General features: G+C 63.8%; 18 protein-coding genes and 1 pseudogene. 10 read left to right on the forward strand and 9 right to left on the reverse strand.

The window, feature by feature from the left end; all coding sequences use genetic code 11:
* Positions 1–133: 133 nt before the first annotated feature.
* The 7 genes from prmA (at position 134) to KDW96_RS08995 (ending at position 9,948) form a co-directional block, all read left to right on the forward strand.
* Positions 134–1,012, forward strand: coding sequence for a 50S ribosomal protein L11 methyltransferase (prmA, locus tag KDW96_RS08965; RefSeq protein WP_255840074.1), 879 nt, complete (start codon positions 134–136; stop codon positions 1,010–1,012).
* Positions 1,013–1,094: 82 nt separating this feature from the next.
* A complete protein-coding gene (locus KDW96_RS08970; RefSeq protein WP_255840075.1) occupies positions 1,095–2,393 on the forward strand; it encodes a DUF3426 domain-containing protein in 1,299 nt (432 codons plus the stop codon).
* Positions 2,394–2,573: 180 nt separating this feature from the next.
* On the forward strand, positions 2,574–3,572 hold the full coding sequence (gene dusB, locus KDW96_RS08975; RefSeq protein WP_255840076.1) for a tRNA dihydrouridine synthase DusB: 999 nt from the start codon (positions 2,574–2,576) through the stop codon (positions 3,570–3,572).
* Positions 3,569–3,889: a DNA-binding transcriptional regulator Fis gene (gene fis / locus KDW96_RS08980; RefSeq protein ID WP_255840077.1), complete on the forward strand. Its 321-nt coding sequence runs from the start codon at positions 3,569–3,571 to the stop codon at positions 3,887–3,889. The genes dusB and fis overlap by 4 nt, the downstream gene beginning before the upstream one ends.
* A gap of 78 nt (positions 3,890–3,967) precedes the next feature.
* The gene (gene purH / locus KDW96_RS08985) at positions 3,968–5,575 is read left to right on the forward strand and encodes a bifunctional phosphoribosylaminoimidazolecarboxamide formyltransferase/IMP cyclohydrolase (RefSeq protein ID WP_255840078.1); all 1,608 of its coding nucleotides are present in this window, start codon (positions 3,968–3,970) and stop codon (positions 5,573–5,575) included.
* Positions 5,576–5,774: 199 nt separating this feature from the next.
* Complete coding sequence (purD, locus tag KDW96_RS08990) at positions 5,775–7,064, forward strand: phosphoribosylamine--glycine ligase (RefSeq protein ID WP_255840079.1); 1,290 nt, start codon at positions 5,775–5,777, stop codon at positions 7,062–7,064.
* A 112-nt stretch (positions 7,065–7,176) separates the two neighbouring features.
* Positions 7,177–9,948 (forward strand): hybrid sensor histidine kinase/response regulator family protein, encoded by a 2,772-nt coding sequence (locus KDW96_RS08995; RefSeq protein ID WP_255840080.1) that lies wholly within the window; start codon positions 7,177–7,179, stop codon positions 9,946–9,948.
* Positions 9,949–9,972: 24 nt separating this feature from the next.
* Here KDW96_RS08995 and KDW96_RS09000 read toward each other — a convergent pair.
* The 7 genes and pseudogenes from KDW96_RS09000 to KDW96_RS09030 form a co-directional block, all read right to left on the reverse strand.
* Positions 9,973–10,317 (reverse strand): annotated as a pseudogene (locus KDW96_RS09000) (beta propeller repeat protein); the annotation flags it as partial.
* Positions 10,318–10,433: 116 nt separating this feature from the next.
* On the reverse strand, positions 10,434–10,901 hold the full coding sequence (locus KDW96_RS09005; RefSeq protein WP_255837573.1) for a hypothetical protein: 468 nt from the start codon (positions 10,899–10,901) through the stop codon (positions 10,434–10,436).
* 34 nt (positions 10,902–10,935) lie between these two features.
* Positions 10,936–11,934, reverse strand: a complete 999-nt coding sequence (locus KDW96_RS09010) for a phage integrase (RefSeq protein WP_255837572.1) — start codon at positions 11,932–11,934, stop codon at positions 10,936–10,938.
* Positions 11,934–13,211, reverse strand: coding sequence for a phage replication initiation factor (locus KDW96_RS09015; RefSeq protein WP_255837571.1), 1,278 nt, complete (start codon positions 13,209–13,211; stop codon positions 11,934–11,936). Before KDW96_RS09015 ends, KDW96_RS09010 begins: the two co-directional genes overlap by 1 nt.
* A gap of 456 nt (positions 13,212–13,667) precedes the next feature.
* Positions 13,668–14,057, reverse strand: a complete 390-nt coding sequence (locus KDW96_RS09020; RefSeq protein WP_255837570.1) for a hypothetical protein — start codon at positions 14,055–14,057, stop codon at positions 13,668–13,670.
* Positions 14,050–14,265, reverse strand: coding sequence for a hypothetical protein (locus KDW96_RS09025; protein WP_255837569.1), 216 nt, complete (start codon positions 14,263–14,265; stop codon positions 14,050–14,052). The genes KDW96_RS09020 and KDW96_RS09025 overlap by 8 nt, the downstream gene beginning before the upstream one ends.
* Entirely contained in the window at positions 14,262–14,486 is a 225-nt protein-coding gene (locus KDW96_RS09030; protein ID WP_213640738.1) for a helix-turn-helix domain-containing protein, read from the reverse strand. The genes KDW96_RS09025 and KDW96_RS09030 overlap by 4 nt, the downstream gene beginning before the upstream one ends.
* A 127-nt stretch (positions 14,487–14,613) precedes the next feature.
* Between KDW96_RS09030 and KDW96_RS09035 the strand changes: the two genes are divergently transcribed.
* Complete coding sequence (locus KDW96_RS09035) at positions 14,614–14,874, forward strand: DNA-binding protein (RefSeq protein ID WP_255837568.1); 261 nt, start codon at positions 14,614–14,616, stop codon at positions 14,872–14,874.
* A gap of 125 nt (positions 14,875–14,999) precedes the next feature.
* Positions 15,000–15,500 carry a hypothetical protein gene (locus KDW96_RS09040; RefSeq protein WP_255837567.1) on the forward strand — a complete coding sequence of 167 codons (501 nt, stop codon included), beginning with the start codon at positions 15,000–15,002 and terminating at the stop codon, positions 15,498–15,500.
* Positions 15,501–15,731: 231 nt separating this feature from the next.
* On the opposite strand, the gene KDW96_RS09045 is transcribed toward KDW96_RS09040, so the two are convergent.
* Both KDW96_RS09045 and KDW96_RS09050 read right to left on the reverse strand, forming a co-directional pair.
* The gene (locus tag KDW96_RS09045; protein ID WP_255840081.1) at positions 15,732–16,736 is read right to left on the reverse strand and encodes a WD40/YVTN/BNR-like repeat-containing protein; all 1,005 of its coding nucleotides are present in this window, start codon (positions 16,734–16,736) and stop codon (positions 15,732–15,734) included.
* Positions 16,737–16,750: 14 nt separating this feature from the next.
* Positions 16,751–17,020 (reverse strand): MoaD/ThiS family protein, encoded by a 270-nt coding sequence (locus KDW96_RS09050; protein WP_255840082.1) that lies wholly within the window; start codon positions 17,018–17,020, stop codon positions 16,751–16,753.
* Positions 17,021–17,248: 228 nt separating this feature from the next.
* On the opposite strand from KDW96_RS09050, the gene tspR reads away from it, so the two are divergent.
* The gene (tspR, locus tag KDW96_RS09055; RefSeq protein WP_255840083.1) at positions 17,249–17,845 is read left to right on the forward strand and encodes a MarC family protein; all 597 of its coding nucleotides are present in this window, start codon (positions 17,249–17,251) and stop codon (positions 17,843–17,845) included.
* The last annotated feature ends 96 nt before the right edge of the window (positions 17,846–17,941 follow it).

The raw sequence follows: 17,941 nt of genomic DNA on the forward strand, positions 1-17,941 counted from the left end.
CGGGCGGCCCTTGTCATTTCCGTCCCGGCGGAAACCGACGCGGTGGTAGGCTGCCCGCCCGTCAAGTAAGCTTGCCGACCTATCGCGGCACCCCGTTCGCTCAACACCACCGCATCGCGCAAGAGGTTTCCCCATGCCCTGGTTGCAAGTCCGTCTCGCCATCACCCCGGAACAGGCGGAAACCTACGAGGACGCCCTGCTCGAAGTCGGCGCCGTATCGGTCACCTTCATGGACGCCGAAGACCAACCGATCTTCGAACCGGACCTGGGCACCACCCCGCTGTGGTCGCACACCCATTTGCTGGCGCTGTTCGAGGCCGACACCGACGCCGACAGCCTGGTCGCCCACCTGCAGCTGCTGACGGGCGGCGCCCTGCCCGAGTACCAGCTGGAACGCATCGAGGACCAGGACTGGGAGCGCAGCTGGATGGACAACTTCCAGCCGATGCGCTTCGGCCGTCGTCTGTGGATAGTGCCGAGCTGGCACGCGGCGCCGGAACCGCAGGCGGTCAACCTGCTCCTCGACCCCGGCCTGGCGTTCGGCACCGGCACCCACCCGACCACCGCGCTATGCCTGGAGTGGCTGGATGCCCAGGCGCTGGACGGCTGCACCGTGCTCGATTTCGGCTGCGGCTCGGGCATCCTGGCCATCGCCGCGCTGCTGCTCGGTGCGCCACAGGCGGTGGGCACCGACATCGACCCCCAGGCCCTGGAGGCCTCGCGCGACAACGCCGGGCGCAATGGCATCGCCGCCGAGCGGTTTGCCCTCTACCTGCCCGCCGACCTGCCGCCGCAGCCGGTGGAGGTGGTGGTGGCCAACATCCTCGCCGGCCCCCTGGTGTCCCTGGCCCCGCAGATCGCCAGCCTGGTCAAGCCCGGCGGCCGCCTTGCGCTGTCCGGCATCCTCGCCGAGCAGGCCGAGGAAGTCCGCGCCGCTTACAGCGACAGCTTCGCCCTGGACCCGACCGCGAGCAAGGACGGCTGGGTGCGCATCAGCGGCGTGCGTCGCTGATGCCCTGCCCTGCTGCTTCGCCTGGCACTTGCGTTAGACTGATCGCCCTGTTTTACCTGCCCCAAGGCCGCCGGACCCGCGCATGAGCGAAAGCTTCATCACCCAGTGCCCCCACTGCCATACCAGCTTTCGGGTCAACCAGACCCAGCTGGGCGCCGCCCACGGGGTGGTCCGCTGCGGGGCCTGCCTGCACGTCTTCAATGCCGCCCAGCAGCTGCGCGAGCAGGGCCACGCGCTGCCCGGCGACGCCCCGGCCAAGCCGCCAGCCGCCAGCCCTGCAAGCCCAGCCAAGCCGCCTGCGCCGCCGAGCGCGCCAGCGCGACCGCCCGCCGGCGACGCCGTTGCGGGCAAAGCCCCCGGCAGCGAAACCCTGTGGATTCACGACGACCTCGACCTGGACAGCCTCGACCTCGATGAGGAGCTGGCGAAACTGGAAGAGCAGGAGCAGCAACTCTCCCGGCAGTTCATGGCGCTCGAGCAGCCGCCCCGCTATGCCGAAGCCTTCCGCCCGCTGAGCGACGACACCGCCGAGCACGCCGACGAACAATGGGCCGAGGCACTGCTGCGTGACGAAGCCCCCAAGGCCCCGCTCAGCCTGAGCCCGGGCGCTGCCGAGGAAACGCCGACGGAGCCGCCAGCCGCCAGCCAGGCGCCATCTCCCCCAGCGCCGCGCAACGAACCTCGCTTTGACTTGAGCGAGGCCGACATGGCTGACGCCCTGCCGCTCGAAGACGAATTGCGCCTGAGTACGACGCCTGACGAGCCCGTGCCGGAGCTGGACGAGCCCTTCATCGAGCCCGCCCGCAGGGACGACCGCAACGAGCCCGAGTTGCGCGACGAGCACCTGTTCGAGCTCGACGACGAGCCCCTGCAACTGGACTGGCAGCCACCACGCAAACCCTGGGCCCGCTGGCTCGGCTGGGGCCTGCTCAACCTGGTCGCAGCCGGCGCCCTGGCCAGCCAGTACCTGATCTATCACTTCGACGAACTGGCGCGCCAAGACGCGTATCGCCCTTGGTTCGAGCAGCTGTGCCCGAGCATCGGCTGCATGCTGCCGTCCAAGGTCGATATCGAACAGATCAAGAGCAGCAACCTGGTGGTACGCAGCCACCCCGAGTTCAGCGGCGCCCTGGTGGTCGACGCGATTCTCTACAATCGCGCGCCGTTCGCCCAACCCTTCCCGCTACTGGAAATGCGCTTTGCCGACATCAACGGCCAACTGCTCGCCAGCCGCCGCTTCAAACCCAGCGAATACCTCGCTGGAGAACTCGCCGGTCAGGCGGAGATGCCGCCGCAGACACCGATCCATGTGTCCCTGGATATTCTCGACCCAGGCGCCCAGGCGGTGAACTACAGTCTCAGTTTCCACTCTCCGGAGTGAGGCGAACGCGCAGCCGCGCCGGGTCGCACGTAGCAACCTAACCCTTGGCGATAAGGCCGCAGCTGTTCAGAATTTGTTCAAAACAGCCTTTATCCGGTCACCCAGAGCGGGTATTATTCCCAGCCTTTTTCGCACTCTCCTATTTGTCTCAACAGCACGTCTCTTGAGCAGGGAAGCCCTATGTCGGCGTTATGCATCGGCCCCTACAAGTTGCCCAATCAGCTGATTCTCGCGCCCATGGCCGGAGTCACCGACCGCCCCTTTCGCCAGCTGTGCCGGCGACTGGGTGCGGGTCTGGTCGTCTCGGAGATGGTCACCAGCGACGTGCGCCTGTGGAACACCCGCAAGTCCAGCCTGCGCCTGCTGCACGCCGGCGATCCGGAGCCGCGCTCGGTGCAGATCGCCGGCGGCGACCCGCAGATGCTCGCCGAGGCGGCCCGGCGCAACGTCGAACTGGGCGCCCAGATCATCGACATCAACATGGGCTGCCCGGCCAAGAAGGTCTGCAACAAGGCCGCCGGCTCCGCCCTGCTGAAGGACCAGCAGCTGGTGCGTGAAATACTGGATGCGGTGGTCGCCGCGGTGGACGTGCCGGTGACCCTGAAGATCCGCACCGGCTGGGACCGGCAGAACAAGAACGGCGTCGAGGTGGCGAAGATCGCGGAACAGGCCGGGATCAAAGCGCTGGCCGTGCATGGCCGCACCCGCGCCGACCTCTACACCGGCGATGCCGAATACGACACCATCGCCGCGATCAAGCAGGCGGTATCGATCCCGGTGTTCGCCAACGGCGACATCGACTCACCGGAAAAAGCCAAGGCCGTGCTCGCCGCCACCGGCGCCGACGCCCTGCTGATCGGACGGGCGGCCCAGGGCCGGCCGTGGATCTTTCGCGAGATAGAGCACTACCTGCGCACCGGCGAGAAGCTCCCGGCGCCGGACCTGCTCGAACAGGAACGGATCCTGCTTGAGCACCTGACCGCGCTGCACGTCTTCTATGGCGATGTAATGGGCGTGCGCATCGCCCGCAAGCATGTCGGCTGGTACCTCGCAACCCTGCCGGGCGCCAGGGAGTTCCGCGCCCAGTTCAACCGTCTGGACAGTACGGACGCGCAGCGCACGGAGATTCGCCTGTTTTTCGGCGACCGGCGAAACGATGGAGAGGGGGTGGCCGCATGACGTTGATGACCGAGAATTTAGTGAGTGGAATTGCACCCGTGAGTGACTGCACCAGTTTGAAACAGCACCTGACCACGCCGAGCGAAGAGGGCCAGACCCTACGCGGCAGTGTCGAGAAAGCGCTGCACAACTATTTCGCCCACCTGGAAGGCGCGGACGTCACCGACGTCTACAACCTGGTGCTGACCGAGGTGGAAGCACCGCTGCTGGAGACCGTGATGAACTACGTCAAGGGCAACCAGACCAAGGCCTCCGAGCTGCTCGGCCTGAACCGCGGCACCCTGCGCAAAAAACTCAAGCAGTACGACCTGCTCTAACGTCCCATACCCCCAGGCCGGGCGGCGCCACGAGGGGCCGCCCGGCCTGCTGATTTCCCTGCTCTGATGGACTCTGAAATGACCGACCAGACCACCCGCCTTCCCGTCCGCCGCGCGCTGATCAGCGTCTCCGACAAGACCGGCGTCCTCGACTTCGCCCGCGAATTGTCCGCCCTCGGCGTGGAAATCCTCTCCACCGGTGGCACCTACAAGCTGCTCAAGGACAACGGCGTCGCCGCCGTGGAAGTGGCCGACTACACCGGCTTCCCGGAAATGATGGACGGCCGGGTGAAGACCCTGCACCCGAAGATCCATGGCGGCATTCTCGGGCGTCGCGCCCTCGACGGCGAGGTCATGGCCCAGCACGGCATCCAGCCAATCGACCTGGTCGCGGTCAACCTCTACCCCTTCGAAGCCACGGTGGCCAAGCCTGATTGCGCCCTGGCCGACGCCATCGAGAACATCGACATCGGCGGGCCGACCATGGTCCGTTCGGCGGCGAAGAACCACAAGGACGTCGCCATCGTGGTCAACACCGGCGACTACGCCGCCATCGTTGAAGCACTCAAGGCCGGCGGCCTGAGCTACGCCCAGCGCTTCGACCTGGCACTGAAAGCCTTCGAGCACACCGCCGCCTACGACGGCATGATCGCCAACTACCTGGGCACCATCGACCAGGCCGCCGAAACGCTCAGCACCGAAAGCCGCGGCGCCTTCCCGCGCACCTTCAACAGCCAGTTCATCAAGGCTCAGGAGATGCGTTACGGCGAGAACCCGCACCAGAGCGCAGCGTTCTACGTCGAGGCCAAGAAAGGCGAGGCCAGCGTCTCCAGCGCCGTACAGCTGCAAGGCAAGGAGCTGTCGTTCAACAACGTGGCCGACACCGACGCCGCCCTCGAGTGCGTCAAGAGCTTCGTCAAGCCGGCCTGCGTGATCGTCAAGCACGCCAACCCCTGCGGCGTCGCCGTGGTCCCCGAAGACGAAGGCGGCATCCGCAAGGCCTACGATCTGGCTTACGCCACCGATACGGAATCCGCCTTCGGCGGCATCATCGCCTTCAACCGCGAACTGGACGGCGAAACCGCACAGGCCATCGTCGAGCGCCAGTTCGTCGAGGTGATCATCGCCCCGAAAATCTCCCAGGCCGCCCGCGATGTCGTGGCCGCCAAGGCCAACGTGCGCCTGCTCGAGTGCGGTGAGTGGCCGGCCGAGCGTGCGCCGGGCTGGGACTTCAAACGGGTCAACGGTGGCCTGCTGGTGCAGAGCCGCGACATCGGCATGATTGCCGCCAGCGACCTGAAGATCGTCACCCAGCGCGCGCCCAGCGAGCAGGAAATCCATGACCTGATCTTCGCCTGGAAGGTGGCCAAGTTCGTCAAATCCAACGCCATCGTCTACGCCAAGAACCGCCAGACCGTGGGCGTCGGCGCCGGCCAGATGAGCCGGGTCAACTCCGCGCGCATCGCCGGGATCAAGGCCGAACACGCCGGTCTGCCGGTACCCGGCGCGGTGATGGCCTCCGACGCCTTCTTCCCCTTCCGCGACGGCATCGACAACGCGGCCAAGGCCGGCATCACCGCGGTGATCCAGCCCGGCGGCTCCATGCGCGACAACGAAGTGATCGCCGCCGCCGACGAGGCGGGGATTGCCATGGTGTTTACCGGCATGCGCCATTTCAGGCATTAAAATCGGCCGCACTCGGACAGGCATCTGCGGCGTTGCCCGGCCCTTCCCCCATGCTCATTGCCAGAAGGCAACTGCGCTGGGTGAAGCGCCGGGCGCCTGGCATCCACCAGCCCGATCGCGACCTCGACATTCGTAGGGTGGATAGCGCTTCCCCTATCCACCAAACGGGCCGCAGGCCCGCCTCCTGAAGGAGAACCCCATGAACGTACTGATCATCGGCAGCGGCGGCCGCGAACACGCCCTGGCCTGGAAAGTGGCGCAAGACCCGCGCGTCGCCAAGGTCTTCGTTGCCCCGGGCAACGCCGGCACCGCCCTCGAGGCCAAGTGCGAAAACGTCGCCATCGACGTGCTGGCCCTGGAGCAACTGGCCGACTTCGCCGAAAAGAACGTGCAGCTGACCATAGTCGGCCCGGAAGCACCGCTGGTGAAAGGCGTGGTCGACCTGTTCCGCGCCCGTAGCCTGGACATCTTCGGCCCCAGCGCCGGTGCGGCCCAGCTGGAAGGCTCCAAGGCCTTCACCAAGGACTTCCTCGCCCGCCACAACATTCCCACCGCGGCCTACCAGAACTTCACCGAGATCGAGCCGGCCCTGGCCTACCTGCAAAAGGTCGGCGCGCCGATCGTGATCAAGGCCGACGGCCTGGCCGCCGGCAAGGGCGTGATCGTCGCCATGACCCTGGAAGAAGCCGAAGCCGCGGTGCGTGACATGCTCGCCGGCAATGCCTTCGGTGACGCCGGCTCGCGGGTGGTCATCGAGGAGTTCCTCGATGGCGAGGAGGCCAGCTTCATCGTCATGGTCGATGGCGAGAACGTACTGCCGATGGCCACCAGCCAGGATCACAAGCGCGTCGGCGACGGCGACAGCGGCCCCAACACTGGCGGCATGGGCGCCTATTCACCAGCGCCGGTGGTGACCGCCGACGTGCACCAGCGGGTAATGGACGAGGTGATACTGCCGACGGTGCGCGGCATGGCCGCCGAGGGCAATGTCTACACCGGCTTCCTCTATGCCGGTCTGATGATCGACAAGAGCGGCGCGCCCAAGGTCATCGAGTTCAATTGCCGCTTCGGCGATCCGGAGACCCAGCCGATCATGGTGCGTCTGGAGTCGAGCCTGGTGCTGCTGATCGAGGCCGCCCTGGCCAAGGCTCTGGACAAGGTCGAAGCGACCTGGGATCCACGCCCCACGGTGGGCGTGGTCCTCGCCGCTGGCGGCTATCCGGGCGACTATGCCAAGGGCGCGGTCATCGAAGGCCTGGACGCCGCCGCCGAACTCGACGGCAAGGTGTTCCACGCTGGCACCGCGCTCAAGGACGGCCAGACCGTCACCGCCGGCGGCCGCGTGCTGTGCGCCACGGCCATCGGCCCGAGCGTGGCCGAGGCCCAGCAGCAGGCCTACCGCCTGGCCGAGCGAATCCGTTGGGACGGTTGCTTCTACCGCAAGGACATCGGTTACCGGGCCATCGCGCGCGAGCGCGGCGAGGACTGAGGGCAGCCGTTGCCTTCCCCTGCCGAGGGCGGCCGCAAGTCCGCCCCAGGCATGGTCCTCGCGAACGCGCCGCAGCTATAATCGGCCCACTTATTTTCAAAGGGAATTCACCGTGCGCCGGCTGAGGATTGCCACAGGATTGTTTATCGGCCTACTGCTGATGGCGCTTGGTCAGTTGCCAGCGCAGGCGCAAAGCAGCTGGTCGGCGCTGAATGACGACAGCGCGACCCTGCAGCTCGACAATATCCGTGAGCCGCTGCACCGCTCGCGTTTCGCCCCGACTGAACTCGGCGACCTCTATACCCCTGGCGGTGACGCCGCGCTGTGGCTGCACTACCGCCTGCCGGCCAGTCAGCAGGCGCGCATGCTGCGCATCTTCGCCCCCTACCTGGCCTACCTCGACCTGTACGTGCTGCAGGGCGACCAGCTGCTCGATCACACCCGCACCGGCAGCAGCCTGCCGTTCTCCAGTCGCCCCCTCGCCAGCCGCGACTACCTGCTGCCGCTGCCGCAGGCCGACGTCCCCCTGGACCTCTACCTGCGCCTGGCCTCCGAGCACGCGCTGCGCCCGACCATCAGCCTGCAGAGTGCCAATGCCATCGCCGCCGACGACAGTCGCGCGCTGCTGCTCGGCCTGCTGCTCGGGGGCATGGGCATGTTGGTGATCTACAACCTCGTGCGCTTCGCCTACACCCGCGCCGCCAGCGGCCTGTGGCTGTCGGCGACCCAGGCTTGCCTGCTGCTGACCGCCATCAGCGTACTGGGCATCAGCAGCCCCTGGCTGGGCGAATGGCAGCCGCTGCAGCCGCAGATCGCCAACCTGTCGATGCTGGCGAGCATGCTCTGCGCCCTGGCCTTCACCGCCAGTTTCTTCCACGGCGTCTGTGCCAATACCCCGCTGCGCCGCCTGCTGCTCGGCGAGATCGTCGTGGTCGGTCTGCTCGGCGTAACCCTGCTGATCGCCAGCAACCTGCAGTTCAACCAGCTGGTCTACCTGCTGGGCGCCGTCAGCGGCCTGAGCATGCTGCTGGTTGCCCTGTATCACTGGAGCCACGGCTACCGGCCGGCGCGCCTGTTCAGCGTGGCGCTGCTGCTGTACTGCGCGGCCTTCGTCGGCGCCCTGCCCATCCTGTTCGGCTACTGGTCGCTGCAGACCGACTGGCTGGCCTACGGTCTGCTGGCCATGACCGTGGTCAGCGGCTTCATCATCAGCATGGCCCTGAGCGAACGCCAGCGTGGCATCGTCCAGGACCAGTTCAGCACCAGCCGCGCCCTGGCCGCCAGCTCCGCCGAGCTCAAGGCCAAGGCCGAGTTCCTGGCCAAGATCAGCCACGAGATCCGTACTCCGATGAACGGCGTACTGGGCATGACCGAGCTGCTGCTCGGCACCCCGCTGTCGGCCAAGCAGCGGGACTACGTGCAGACCATCCACAGCTCGGGCAACGAACTGCTCACCCTGATCAACGAGATTCTCGACATATCCAAGCTGGAGACCGGGCAGATCGAACTGGACGACGTGCAGTTCGACCTCAACGCACTGATCGAGGACTGCCTGGACATCTTCCGCGCCAAGGCCGAGCAGCAGAAGGTCGAGCTGATCAGCTTCATGCAGCCTCAGGTGCCCCGGGTGGTCAGCGGCGACCCGACGCGCTTGCGCCAGACCCTGCTGAGCCTGCTGGACAACGCCTTCAAGCAGACCGCCGAAGGCGAGGTGCTGCTGGTGGTGGCCCTGGACAACAGCGCCGACCAACCACGCCTGCGCATCGCCGTGCAGGACAGCGGCCAGCCGCTGCCGGCGGGTGAGCGCGAAGCGCTGCTGCATGCCGAGCTGAACACCCGTGACTTCCTCTCCGCCACCAAGCTCGGCGGTCGCCTGGGCCTGCTCATCGCCCGCCAGCTGGTGCGCCTGATGGGCGGTGAATTCGGCATCCAGAGTGGCGGCAAGCAGGGCTCGACCCTGTGGCTGACCCTGCCGCTCGACGCCGCGCGCCTCGAGCAGACCACCGCCGACCTCGACGGCCCCCTGCAAGGCGCCCGCCTGCTGGTGGTCGACGACAACGACACCTGCCGCAAGGTGCTGATGCAGCAGTGCAGCGCCTGGGGCCTGAGCGTCAGCACGGTGCCGTCCGGCAAGGAGGCCCTGGCCCTGCTGCGTACCAAGGCGCACCTGCGCGAGTACTTCGACGTGGTCCTGCTCGACCAGGACATGCCAGGCATGACCGGCATGCAGCTGGCGGCCAAGATCAAGGAAGACCCCAGCCTCAACCACGACATCCTGATCATCATGCTCACCGGCATCAGCAATGCGCCGAGCAAGATCGTCGCGCGCAACGCCGGCATCAAGCGCATCCTGGCCAAGCCGGTGGCGGGCTATACCCTCAAGGCCACCCTGGCCGATGAACTGGCCCAGCGCAGCACCGGCGCGCCGCAATTCACGCCGACCACGGTGACCGCGCCGCTGAACGTGCCCAATGACTTCCGCATCCTGGTCGCCGAGGACAACAGCATCTCAACCAAGGTGATCCGCGGCATGCTCGGCAAGCTCAACCTGCAGCCGGATACCGCCAGCAACGGCGAAGAAGCGCTCACCGCGATGAAGGCTCAGCACTACGACCTGGTGCTGATGGACTGCGAAATGCCGGTACTCGACGGCTTCTCCGCCACCGAGCAGCTGCGCGCCTGGGAGCAGGCGGAGAACCGCGATCGCACGCCGGTGGTGGCCCTTACCGCGCATATTCTCAGTGAACACAAGGAGCGCGCACGGCTGGCCGGCATGGACGGGCACATGTCCAAGCCGGTGGAGCTGTCGCAACTGCGCGACCTGCTCGAGCACTGGATCAGCGAACGGGAAGTCCGCCGCCAGCGCACCGCCCTGCCCTACTGACCTGGCATAGCGGCCTCGCCGAGTTCAGGCGAAGCGCAACGCATGGATCGGTGGCAGGTGACCGGCCAGCAGCTGCCAGGTCTCGCCCTGGTCCGCCGACCACCACAGATGACCGGTGGTCGAGCCCATCGCCAGACACTGCCCGCTGTCATCGATGGCCAGACCGTGGCGGTAGACCAGGTCGAAGCAGTGTGCCTGGGGCAAGCCGGCACTCAGTAGCTGGAAACTCGAGCCGCCGTCGCGCGTGCGGGTGACCACCAGGCGCTGATCCACCGGCACCCGGCACTCGTCCTTTACCGCCGGCACGAACCAGGCGGTGTGCGCCTCGGTCGGATGCACGACCACGGCGAAGCCGAAGGTCGAGGGTTCGATTCCCTTCGCCCGCTCCAGAATCCAAAAGATAAAGCCCTGTTTTTACAGGGCTTTTTCGTTTCCAGCCTTTCCGGTGTCGAAAATGTGTCGAAAGGCTTGGAAAGAGGAAGCAGCTAGCGCTGATGCGCCCGCCCTTCAAGCAAACCTCTCCCCAGAGAAAAGAACCAGCACTGCGCCAGTAGTGCCAACCCCAAGATGATGAAGAATCCCACCTTCGAGAACTGAAACGTTTCAGGCTCATACCTGGCCCAAAGAACAGGAATAGCCAGGAGAAGCCCAGTCAGTACGCGCCACAAAGAATGAAGTGCAGTCCCAATCTCTGCCCAAGTAGAGCGCCAGAAAGCCGAACGAGCCCTCATCAAATCTGTTCTCTTCCAGACATAGCGATCAAAAATCACAGCCACAAGATAAGGTGCCGGCAAGAAGAACGAATACCAGAGCACTGATTCAGGTGGCATCTGAGCCTTAACAACAGAATCCAGCAACTCAACCCCTCCAGACCAGTAAGCAATAAAGGCAGGCATGCTCCCCAAGGCGACAGCAATGATGAGCTCCTGATACAGCCTTTTGTGTTTGTCCATAAACCCTCAACCGGTCAATTTTGAAGCGCCATTATCATGGCATTAGGCCACTCCCCGCGAGAGGGCCCAATCTGATTGCATCATGCAAATGCTCAGGCGCCAGGTGTGCGTACCGCATCGTCATGCTCAGCGAGGCATGCCCCAGGATCTCTTTCAGCGTCACGATATGCCCACCGCCCATGATGAAGTGAGCCGCGAAGGTGTGGCGGAGGATGTGGCTGGATTGCCCCTTGGGCGGTTTGATCGAGGTTTCGAGCAGCACCTTGCGGAACACCCCTATACAGTTGCTGAACGGTCCATGCTCGCGCCAATGCGCTTGGATCGACTCCACCAGGGCAGGCGCCACCGGAACCGCCCTCACCCGCTTCGACTTGGTGTTGGCAAAGGTTATAACCCCCGCGCCGATCCTTTCCGGGGTCAAAGCCTGAGCCTCCCCCCATCGCGCCCCAGTAGAAAGGCAGATCACCGCGACCATGTAGGTGTGTGGGGCCGTATCGCGATTCCGTAGAGCCCCCAGCAACTCGGCTATCTGCGGCTTGGTCAGGTAGGCCAACGGCCTTTCCTGCAACCGAATGGGCTTGATGCGGGTGAAGGGACAAGGGAAGTCGAGCACGTCGAGCTTGTGCAGCTCGTTGTACACGGATTTCAGATAGCCGAGCCGATTGTTGGCAGTCTTACCTGTAACACCCAGGGCGAGCCAGCGGGCGCGAACCGTGGCGATCGCAGCGCCATCCACCTTACTGGCGATCGGGTCACCCATGAACTCAGCGGCAGCCTTGAGAATGGCGAACCTGCGAAGTCCATCAGAGAGCGCAACACCGTGCATCTCGTACCAAAGCTTCACCAGCTCGGAGAGGCGACGTTTGTCTTTAGGTCGCGGCGACCAATCCGCATCGACGATCATTTTGCTACGGCAGGTCGACTCGAACCGCAGGGCTTCCCCCTTGGTCTTGAACGTCTTGCGAAAGCGCTTGCCCTTGATGGGCTCTACATCGACCTTCCAACGTCCGTCTGGCAGTTGGTGGATCGCCATCAGACGGCACGCCCCCACCTCACCTGTCGTTCCTCGAGCAGGTCTTTTATGTGCCGGTAGATGTCACGCTCAGTCTTTTCCTTGGCCGCGTAGTGATCCCGTATAACGGGCCAACAGTCCCACTGTTTTAGGGTGGAGAACGCCTTTTTTGCGCCCACCTGCTCCCTTGCCAGTAGGCTTACGAAGTTTCCCAGGAACAGCTCCACGTTCTTGCCCGAGAAGCCCCGCGACGTTTTGTAGTAGCGCTTGTACTCGGTCTGATCGAGCAGGGAGTCCACCGGCAGATCGACCCGCACGTCATCGCGAATCAGGGTCCAGATCGCCTCGAAATGACCAGGGCGAGCCAGCAGCTTGAATTGCCCCAAGCCATAGCGCCACAGGCCGTCCAGATGGCCGGAGAAGGCGGCAAACGAGCGGGTGTCGATGGCCTCACCCGTCCGCACGTCAATGGAGCCGCTGGCGAACTGCTGGATGATCGAGTGGTGATAGCGCAGCTCCACCCGCCACACATCTTGCTCCGGGTCGTAGTTGTTGGGGTCGTCTGCGTCGAAGCTGTCGCGCCGCTTCCAGACGCTTTCCCAGTAGTCGAGCTTGTCCGTGGCGCGGGCCTGTTCGGTCTTGTTGTAGATGGCCAGTTGCACGCCACCGGCCGAACCGAACATGGAGGTTTCGCCGCGCCCGTAGACGCTCGACTTGGTCGCCCAGCTGACCTCACTGATTCCCGAGATATCCCGGTGCGTGCGGGCCTTGCAGTGCATCCGGGCGACCAGATCGGCGGGCGGCGTCCAGCCTTGCAGGTCCAACGCCAGATGGACCGCGCACTGGTTGATTTCCAGGTGGCTCAACACGGCGTCGGCGTAGTGGTCCAGGTGTTCTTGCAGCCGCTCCGGCGACAGCGCGTCGATCGCGTGGGGTGACACTTCGATCTTCAGGTGCGGGCCGATGTTGTCGAGCTTGGCGTTGAAGTTCTTGATCAGCAGGATCAGCCCAAGGTCGGCGTTTTGCAGCTTGTACTGGTAGCCCGAATCGCGGCCGACGCGACCCGAGTGCCAGCGCTGGCCGGCAAAGTCGACCATGACGCCCGGCGTTTCGAACAGCGCCATCACTTCCGGGCGGATCATGCCCCGGTACAGCTGACGCACCGTGTCGACGCCGCAGCGCAGCAGGCGGACTTTCGACAGGTCGGTGATCTTGGCGTTGCCGCGCTCAACGAACAGGCGGCCGGTTGGGCTTTCGAAGCCATCGAGGTTTAACCGAATCTGATCCTTAGCTTTCATTTTTCAGTTCTCCAACATTGACCAGTACTGGCCTGTTCATTTGGTATTTATCTGACGTGTTACAGGGACGTCAGCTGGCGGGGCGGCGCACCTGCGCGCTCGTGCCTCGCGCACACCTGTGCCGCCGCGCCCGCAGCTGACGCTTTCATCTATCCCGATGGCTGACTGCTGATTGCCCGGTGGCACGGCGACTACCCCGCTACTCCAGGGCGCGGCGAGAATCAGCAGCAGAAGAAGTCCGAGAAGGACTGGACGCGCATCCTGCACGGCCGGCAGGTGCAGCAGGCGGGGGCGATCAGCGAGGGAGGCAGGGGCTTGGCACGGGTGCTGGGCAGAGGCGAAGCACACCAAGGGCTCTGCCCTTGTCATCCCGCTCTTGCCGCCGAGGGCTCGGGAGCGCGGGGCGGTAAAGCTGCCCCTTGCTCCCATGGATAGGCTGATCATGGCCGTGATGCGTCAAGGGTGCGCTGCGCCCGTGCTTCCGTTCGCCGGAACGGTGGAGCTGTTCCGACGAGCCGGGAGCGCGGCCCTTGACCCAGCCTGGTTAGGACGGGCGATACGGCCCAGTACGTTGCCGGAACCCTGCCGGTCGCGGTACCGCATCGCCCGAATGGTTCGGATGGTGTTGAAGAAGATCTCGGTCGGAAAATCGGTGCTGTCGTTGAAGGGAACAGTCAGGAAATAGCCATCCTCGTAAACACCCTCGAGGGGCAACACCACGCCAACGATGTGCTTGAAACGCCAGATAGCTTCCGGGTCGTCGTCCCAGACCAGTTCAACGAGAACGGTCTGGCCGATGTAGCCGATAGCCGTAGCGGCATCCAGGGTGAGCGTTTGACTAGACATGGCTGTAGTCCCCCTCTTTGAAGGTGGTCTTGCCCTTGAGCAGGTCTTCACGCAAGCGCGCCAGATTGACCATGCGGAAGTCAGCCAGCTTGAGGCTGGGGATCGTTCCGTTATCCACCCAGCCAATCGCCTCCTCGACCGATATGCCGCTCATTTCGGCGAAGGTGATGACGCTACAGAGGTCCAGGCTCTCATCGGCTTTGCTCATGCCAACCACTCCTTTTCCAAAAGTTGCTGGGTCAGCAGTGCCACGTTGACCATGACGTGCTTACCTACCTTGTGTGAGGGGATGTAGCCGTTACGAATCCAGCCCCATACGGTGTTGTGGTCGTCGGCCATGCGAATCCAATCCGCGAACTCGCGCCAGGGCAGAACCGGCGGGGTCGGGAGCAGGCCTTTCGGAGTGAGGTTGCTTTCTTCCAAGTCCATGGGCTTTCCTGCACTATGTTGGTCTTTGTTGGGCTAGCGATATGGAATATATCCATATGGAAATCATCCATAAAACCTGCTCGTATGGCAACAGTCCATATGATTGTCTTTGACAATGAGTACCCGAATGCTTGATAGAGCCCTTGAATTGCTTGAGACGACGAGCCTCAAAGACCTTGCTGAGGTAAACAGCAAGGAATACGTGAGGTGGCAAAGCATCAAGCGAGGCAAGGCGAGGATTAGTGCGGAAGAAATTGAGCAGCTCGGGACGCTGTACCCGGGCTATCGCTGGTGGCTGATGACTGGTGAGGTTATGCCGGATAAAGGCCAGACCAGCCCCGAATACGACGAAGCCAACCGAAACTTGACCAGTCAAAACGCGGGATAGCAATCACAAAGGAAGTGACTAGACGCTGGTACGCCCGAACAAGGTCAAGGATGAGAGAAGGGTAAAAGAACAGGCTTGCGTTTGCCTGATGTAGCTTGTAGTCACGCCCGTCGAAAGGAGTCGACATGACCACACTTAAATTACTTACTACCGCCATTGTCTCTGCAGTTGTCACCGCTCCGTTAGCTATCTGGCTAACGAACACCCCTCCCCTCCAGAAAGAACTCACTATCCCCCCACTATTATTCTCAGAAGATAACGGAGAGCTGGTCATTTGGGGCGCATGGAGCACCATCGAAGGCTACAAACACCCATCCACCGTAGCCACTGAGATCCGTTGCTCCAAAGAGCTAATGACCTGCACAGAGGGTTTGGGAATGCTGCTCCTTCATGACTATGGTCAGGATTTGGAGGCCCAGACATTCACCTATCAAATAAACGATTGGAGTAGCGAAGCTATTAGCGCTATCGCTAAAAATCTGATGGTCGAGTGTTTGCAGAGAATGCTCTCCATCGACCTAAGTAGGCAGGCAGCGGTGCTGAGCTGGGCGCCAACTAGTACCTGTGATGATGGAGACACAGGGAAGGCCATTCTCATAGGCGATGAGGTTGATAACAGAGGTTGAGCCCCACCAGAGCTACCCCAGTAGGGCGATCAGAGACTAAACGTCAGTGACAATGGAAAGGTTGGGAGCCAGCATGACAACATTGGCCAGGCGGCGAGCTTTTACGGCAGCCCCCACCATGAGCAACTGTTTCAGTCCCACTAGCAGAGGTGACGGAATGAACGCTCTGCGCGAATGCGGCTTGAGCACCAATCGCCAACCCCATGACCACTACCGCACTAGCCAAATTTTTCAGAAACATACTTCCTCCTTAAAGCTTTTTCTCGGTCGTATTACGTGTAGCACCTTCTTTATAGCATGCTGGCCGCAGGCCATCGTATGGCCAGAGCAAAATAGACCTAGCAAGCAACGGCACCTAGTTTCTGGGTCGATAAAGTGTCGAAAAAATGTCGAAAACATAGACCAGAGAAGGCCTGCACTGACCTGAAGAGCGAACAGGGATGCCGCAAAATGCCTAGTTTTGGCCAAGATATGCCGGCGACAGACAGACTTGGAAACGGGTTCGACGCCCTCGATCTCGCGCCAATGCATGCCGCCATCTCGAGACAGGAAGATGCCGTTGTGATGCTGTACCCACAGGGTGTCCGGCTGGGCCGGGCAGGCCACCATGCGGTGCGGGTCCTGGATTTCCGGGGTATGGGCCAACTCCGGCGGCATATAGGCGGCACGCATGCCCTGGGTCCGGCAGACCCAGCTGGAACCAGCGTCGTCGCTGCACCAGCCCCCACCACAGGACACCGCGACCTGCAGCCGCGCGCTGTCGCGCGGGTCGATGCAGATGGAGTGTATGCCCGGCTGGTCGTAACCACCGCCGAACCACTGGGCACGTTCCGGCCGTTGCCACAGCGCATCGTTCAGCTCCCAGGACTCGCCCCGGTCATCCGAGCGGAACAGCGCCCCGGGTAGTGTCCCGGCCCAGAGTGTCTGCGGCTGGTCGACGCCACCGCACTCCAGCGACCAGATCATCTCGACCGAGGGCCCCTGTCCATCCGCATTGGCGGCGAAGGCCGGCGCGGCGATCTCGACCCAGTGGCGCCCACCGTCTGCCGAACGCCACAGCTTGGGACCGAAATGCCCCAGGTGGAGCGCCGCGTAAAGGTGGCCATCGCGCCGGTCGGCCAGCACCATGCTCACGGGCTCACCGAGGAAGTCGCTGCGCGCGAGCGCCCAGGCGCCGGCCGTTCGGGTAAAGGTCAGCAGTCCCTTGCGCGTGGCCACATGGAGCACATCCGCCATAGCCCTCACCTCCTTCATCCGCCGGAAAGCGCCTGTACCACGAAGATTTCGCTGCTGCCCACCACCCGATCACGCAGCCCCTGACGGTCGTCCACCTGGGTGCCATCGACGAAGATCGCCACGTGCTGGCGCAGTCGCCCCTGGTCATCCAGCAGGTAGCTGCGCAGCCGCGGATTGCGCGCGAAGACCTCCGCCAGCACCTCGCTCACCGTGGCGCCAGGCGCCTCGCACGCGGGGACGTCGAGGTGGCGCTGCAGATTGACGGTAAAGCTGACGTGGGCCATCGCGCGGCTCCCGACTGGCGCTCGCAACAATCACGGGTTCAAGCCACAGGTATAGCCGAAGTCGCCCGCGGGCCTGCGACCGGACGCCGAACGGTCAGGCCAACAAAGTTGCCCGCCGCACTGGAGATCGCACCGCCAATCCCGGATCATTCCCTCTCTAGGGCGACGGGCGGTACGCTGGCGCCCGATCTTCACGCTCAGCCCAAACCTCCAAGAGACGATTCCCCCATGGCGTCCGAGCTATTCAGTCTGTATTTGAAGTTGCTGGTGCTCTACAGCCCGTTCTTCGTGTTGTCCTGTTTTATCGGCCTGAGCCGCGGCTACACGGTCAAGGAACGCAAGCGTCTGGCCTGGAAGGTCGCCGCCGGCGTGCTGGTCGCCAGCGTGCTGCTGTACCTGTTCGGTCGGCACATCTTCACCCTGTTCGGCATCACCATCGACGCCTTCCGCATCGGCGCCGGCAGTGTGCTGTTCATCTCCGCCCTGGGCATGGCCCAGGGCAAGTCGGCGGTGCAGAGCGACAATGTGCAACAGGACGTGACCATCGTGCCGCTGACCATCCCGCTCACCGTCGGCCCCGGCACCATCGGCGCGCTGCTGCTGATGGGCGCCAGCCAGCCGCACTGGGACGACAAGTTACTCGCGGTGGTCGGCATCGCCTTGGCCAGCCTCACCGTCGGCGTGGTGCTGTACCTGTCCAACCAGTTCGAGCGGCTGCTCGGCGACCAGGGCCTGCAGATCGTCAGCCGGCTGATGGGCCTGTTCGTCTGCGCCCTGGCGGCGCAGATCATCTTCACCGGGGTGAAGAACTACCTGGTGCTCTGAACGGGGCCTCCCTGCCGCCCCGCGACAGAAGCCCGCTATGGACCGCACGACACGCGCAATGGACAATCGGCCAGGCTCGACCGCCGCCCCAGCGAC

The sequence above is a fragment of the Pseudomonas benzenivorans genome (assembly GCF_024397895.1).
Lineage (GTDB): Bacteria > Pseudomonadota > Gammaproteobacteria > Pseudomonadales > Pseudomonadaceae > Aquipseudomonas > Aquipseudomonas benzenivorans_A.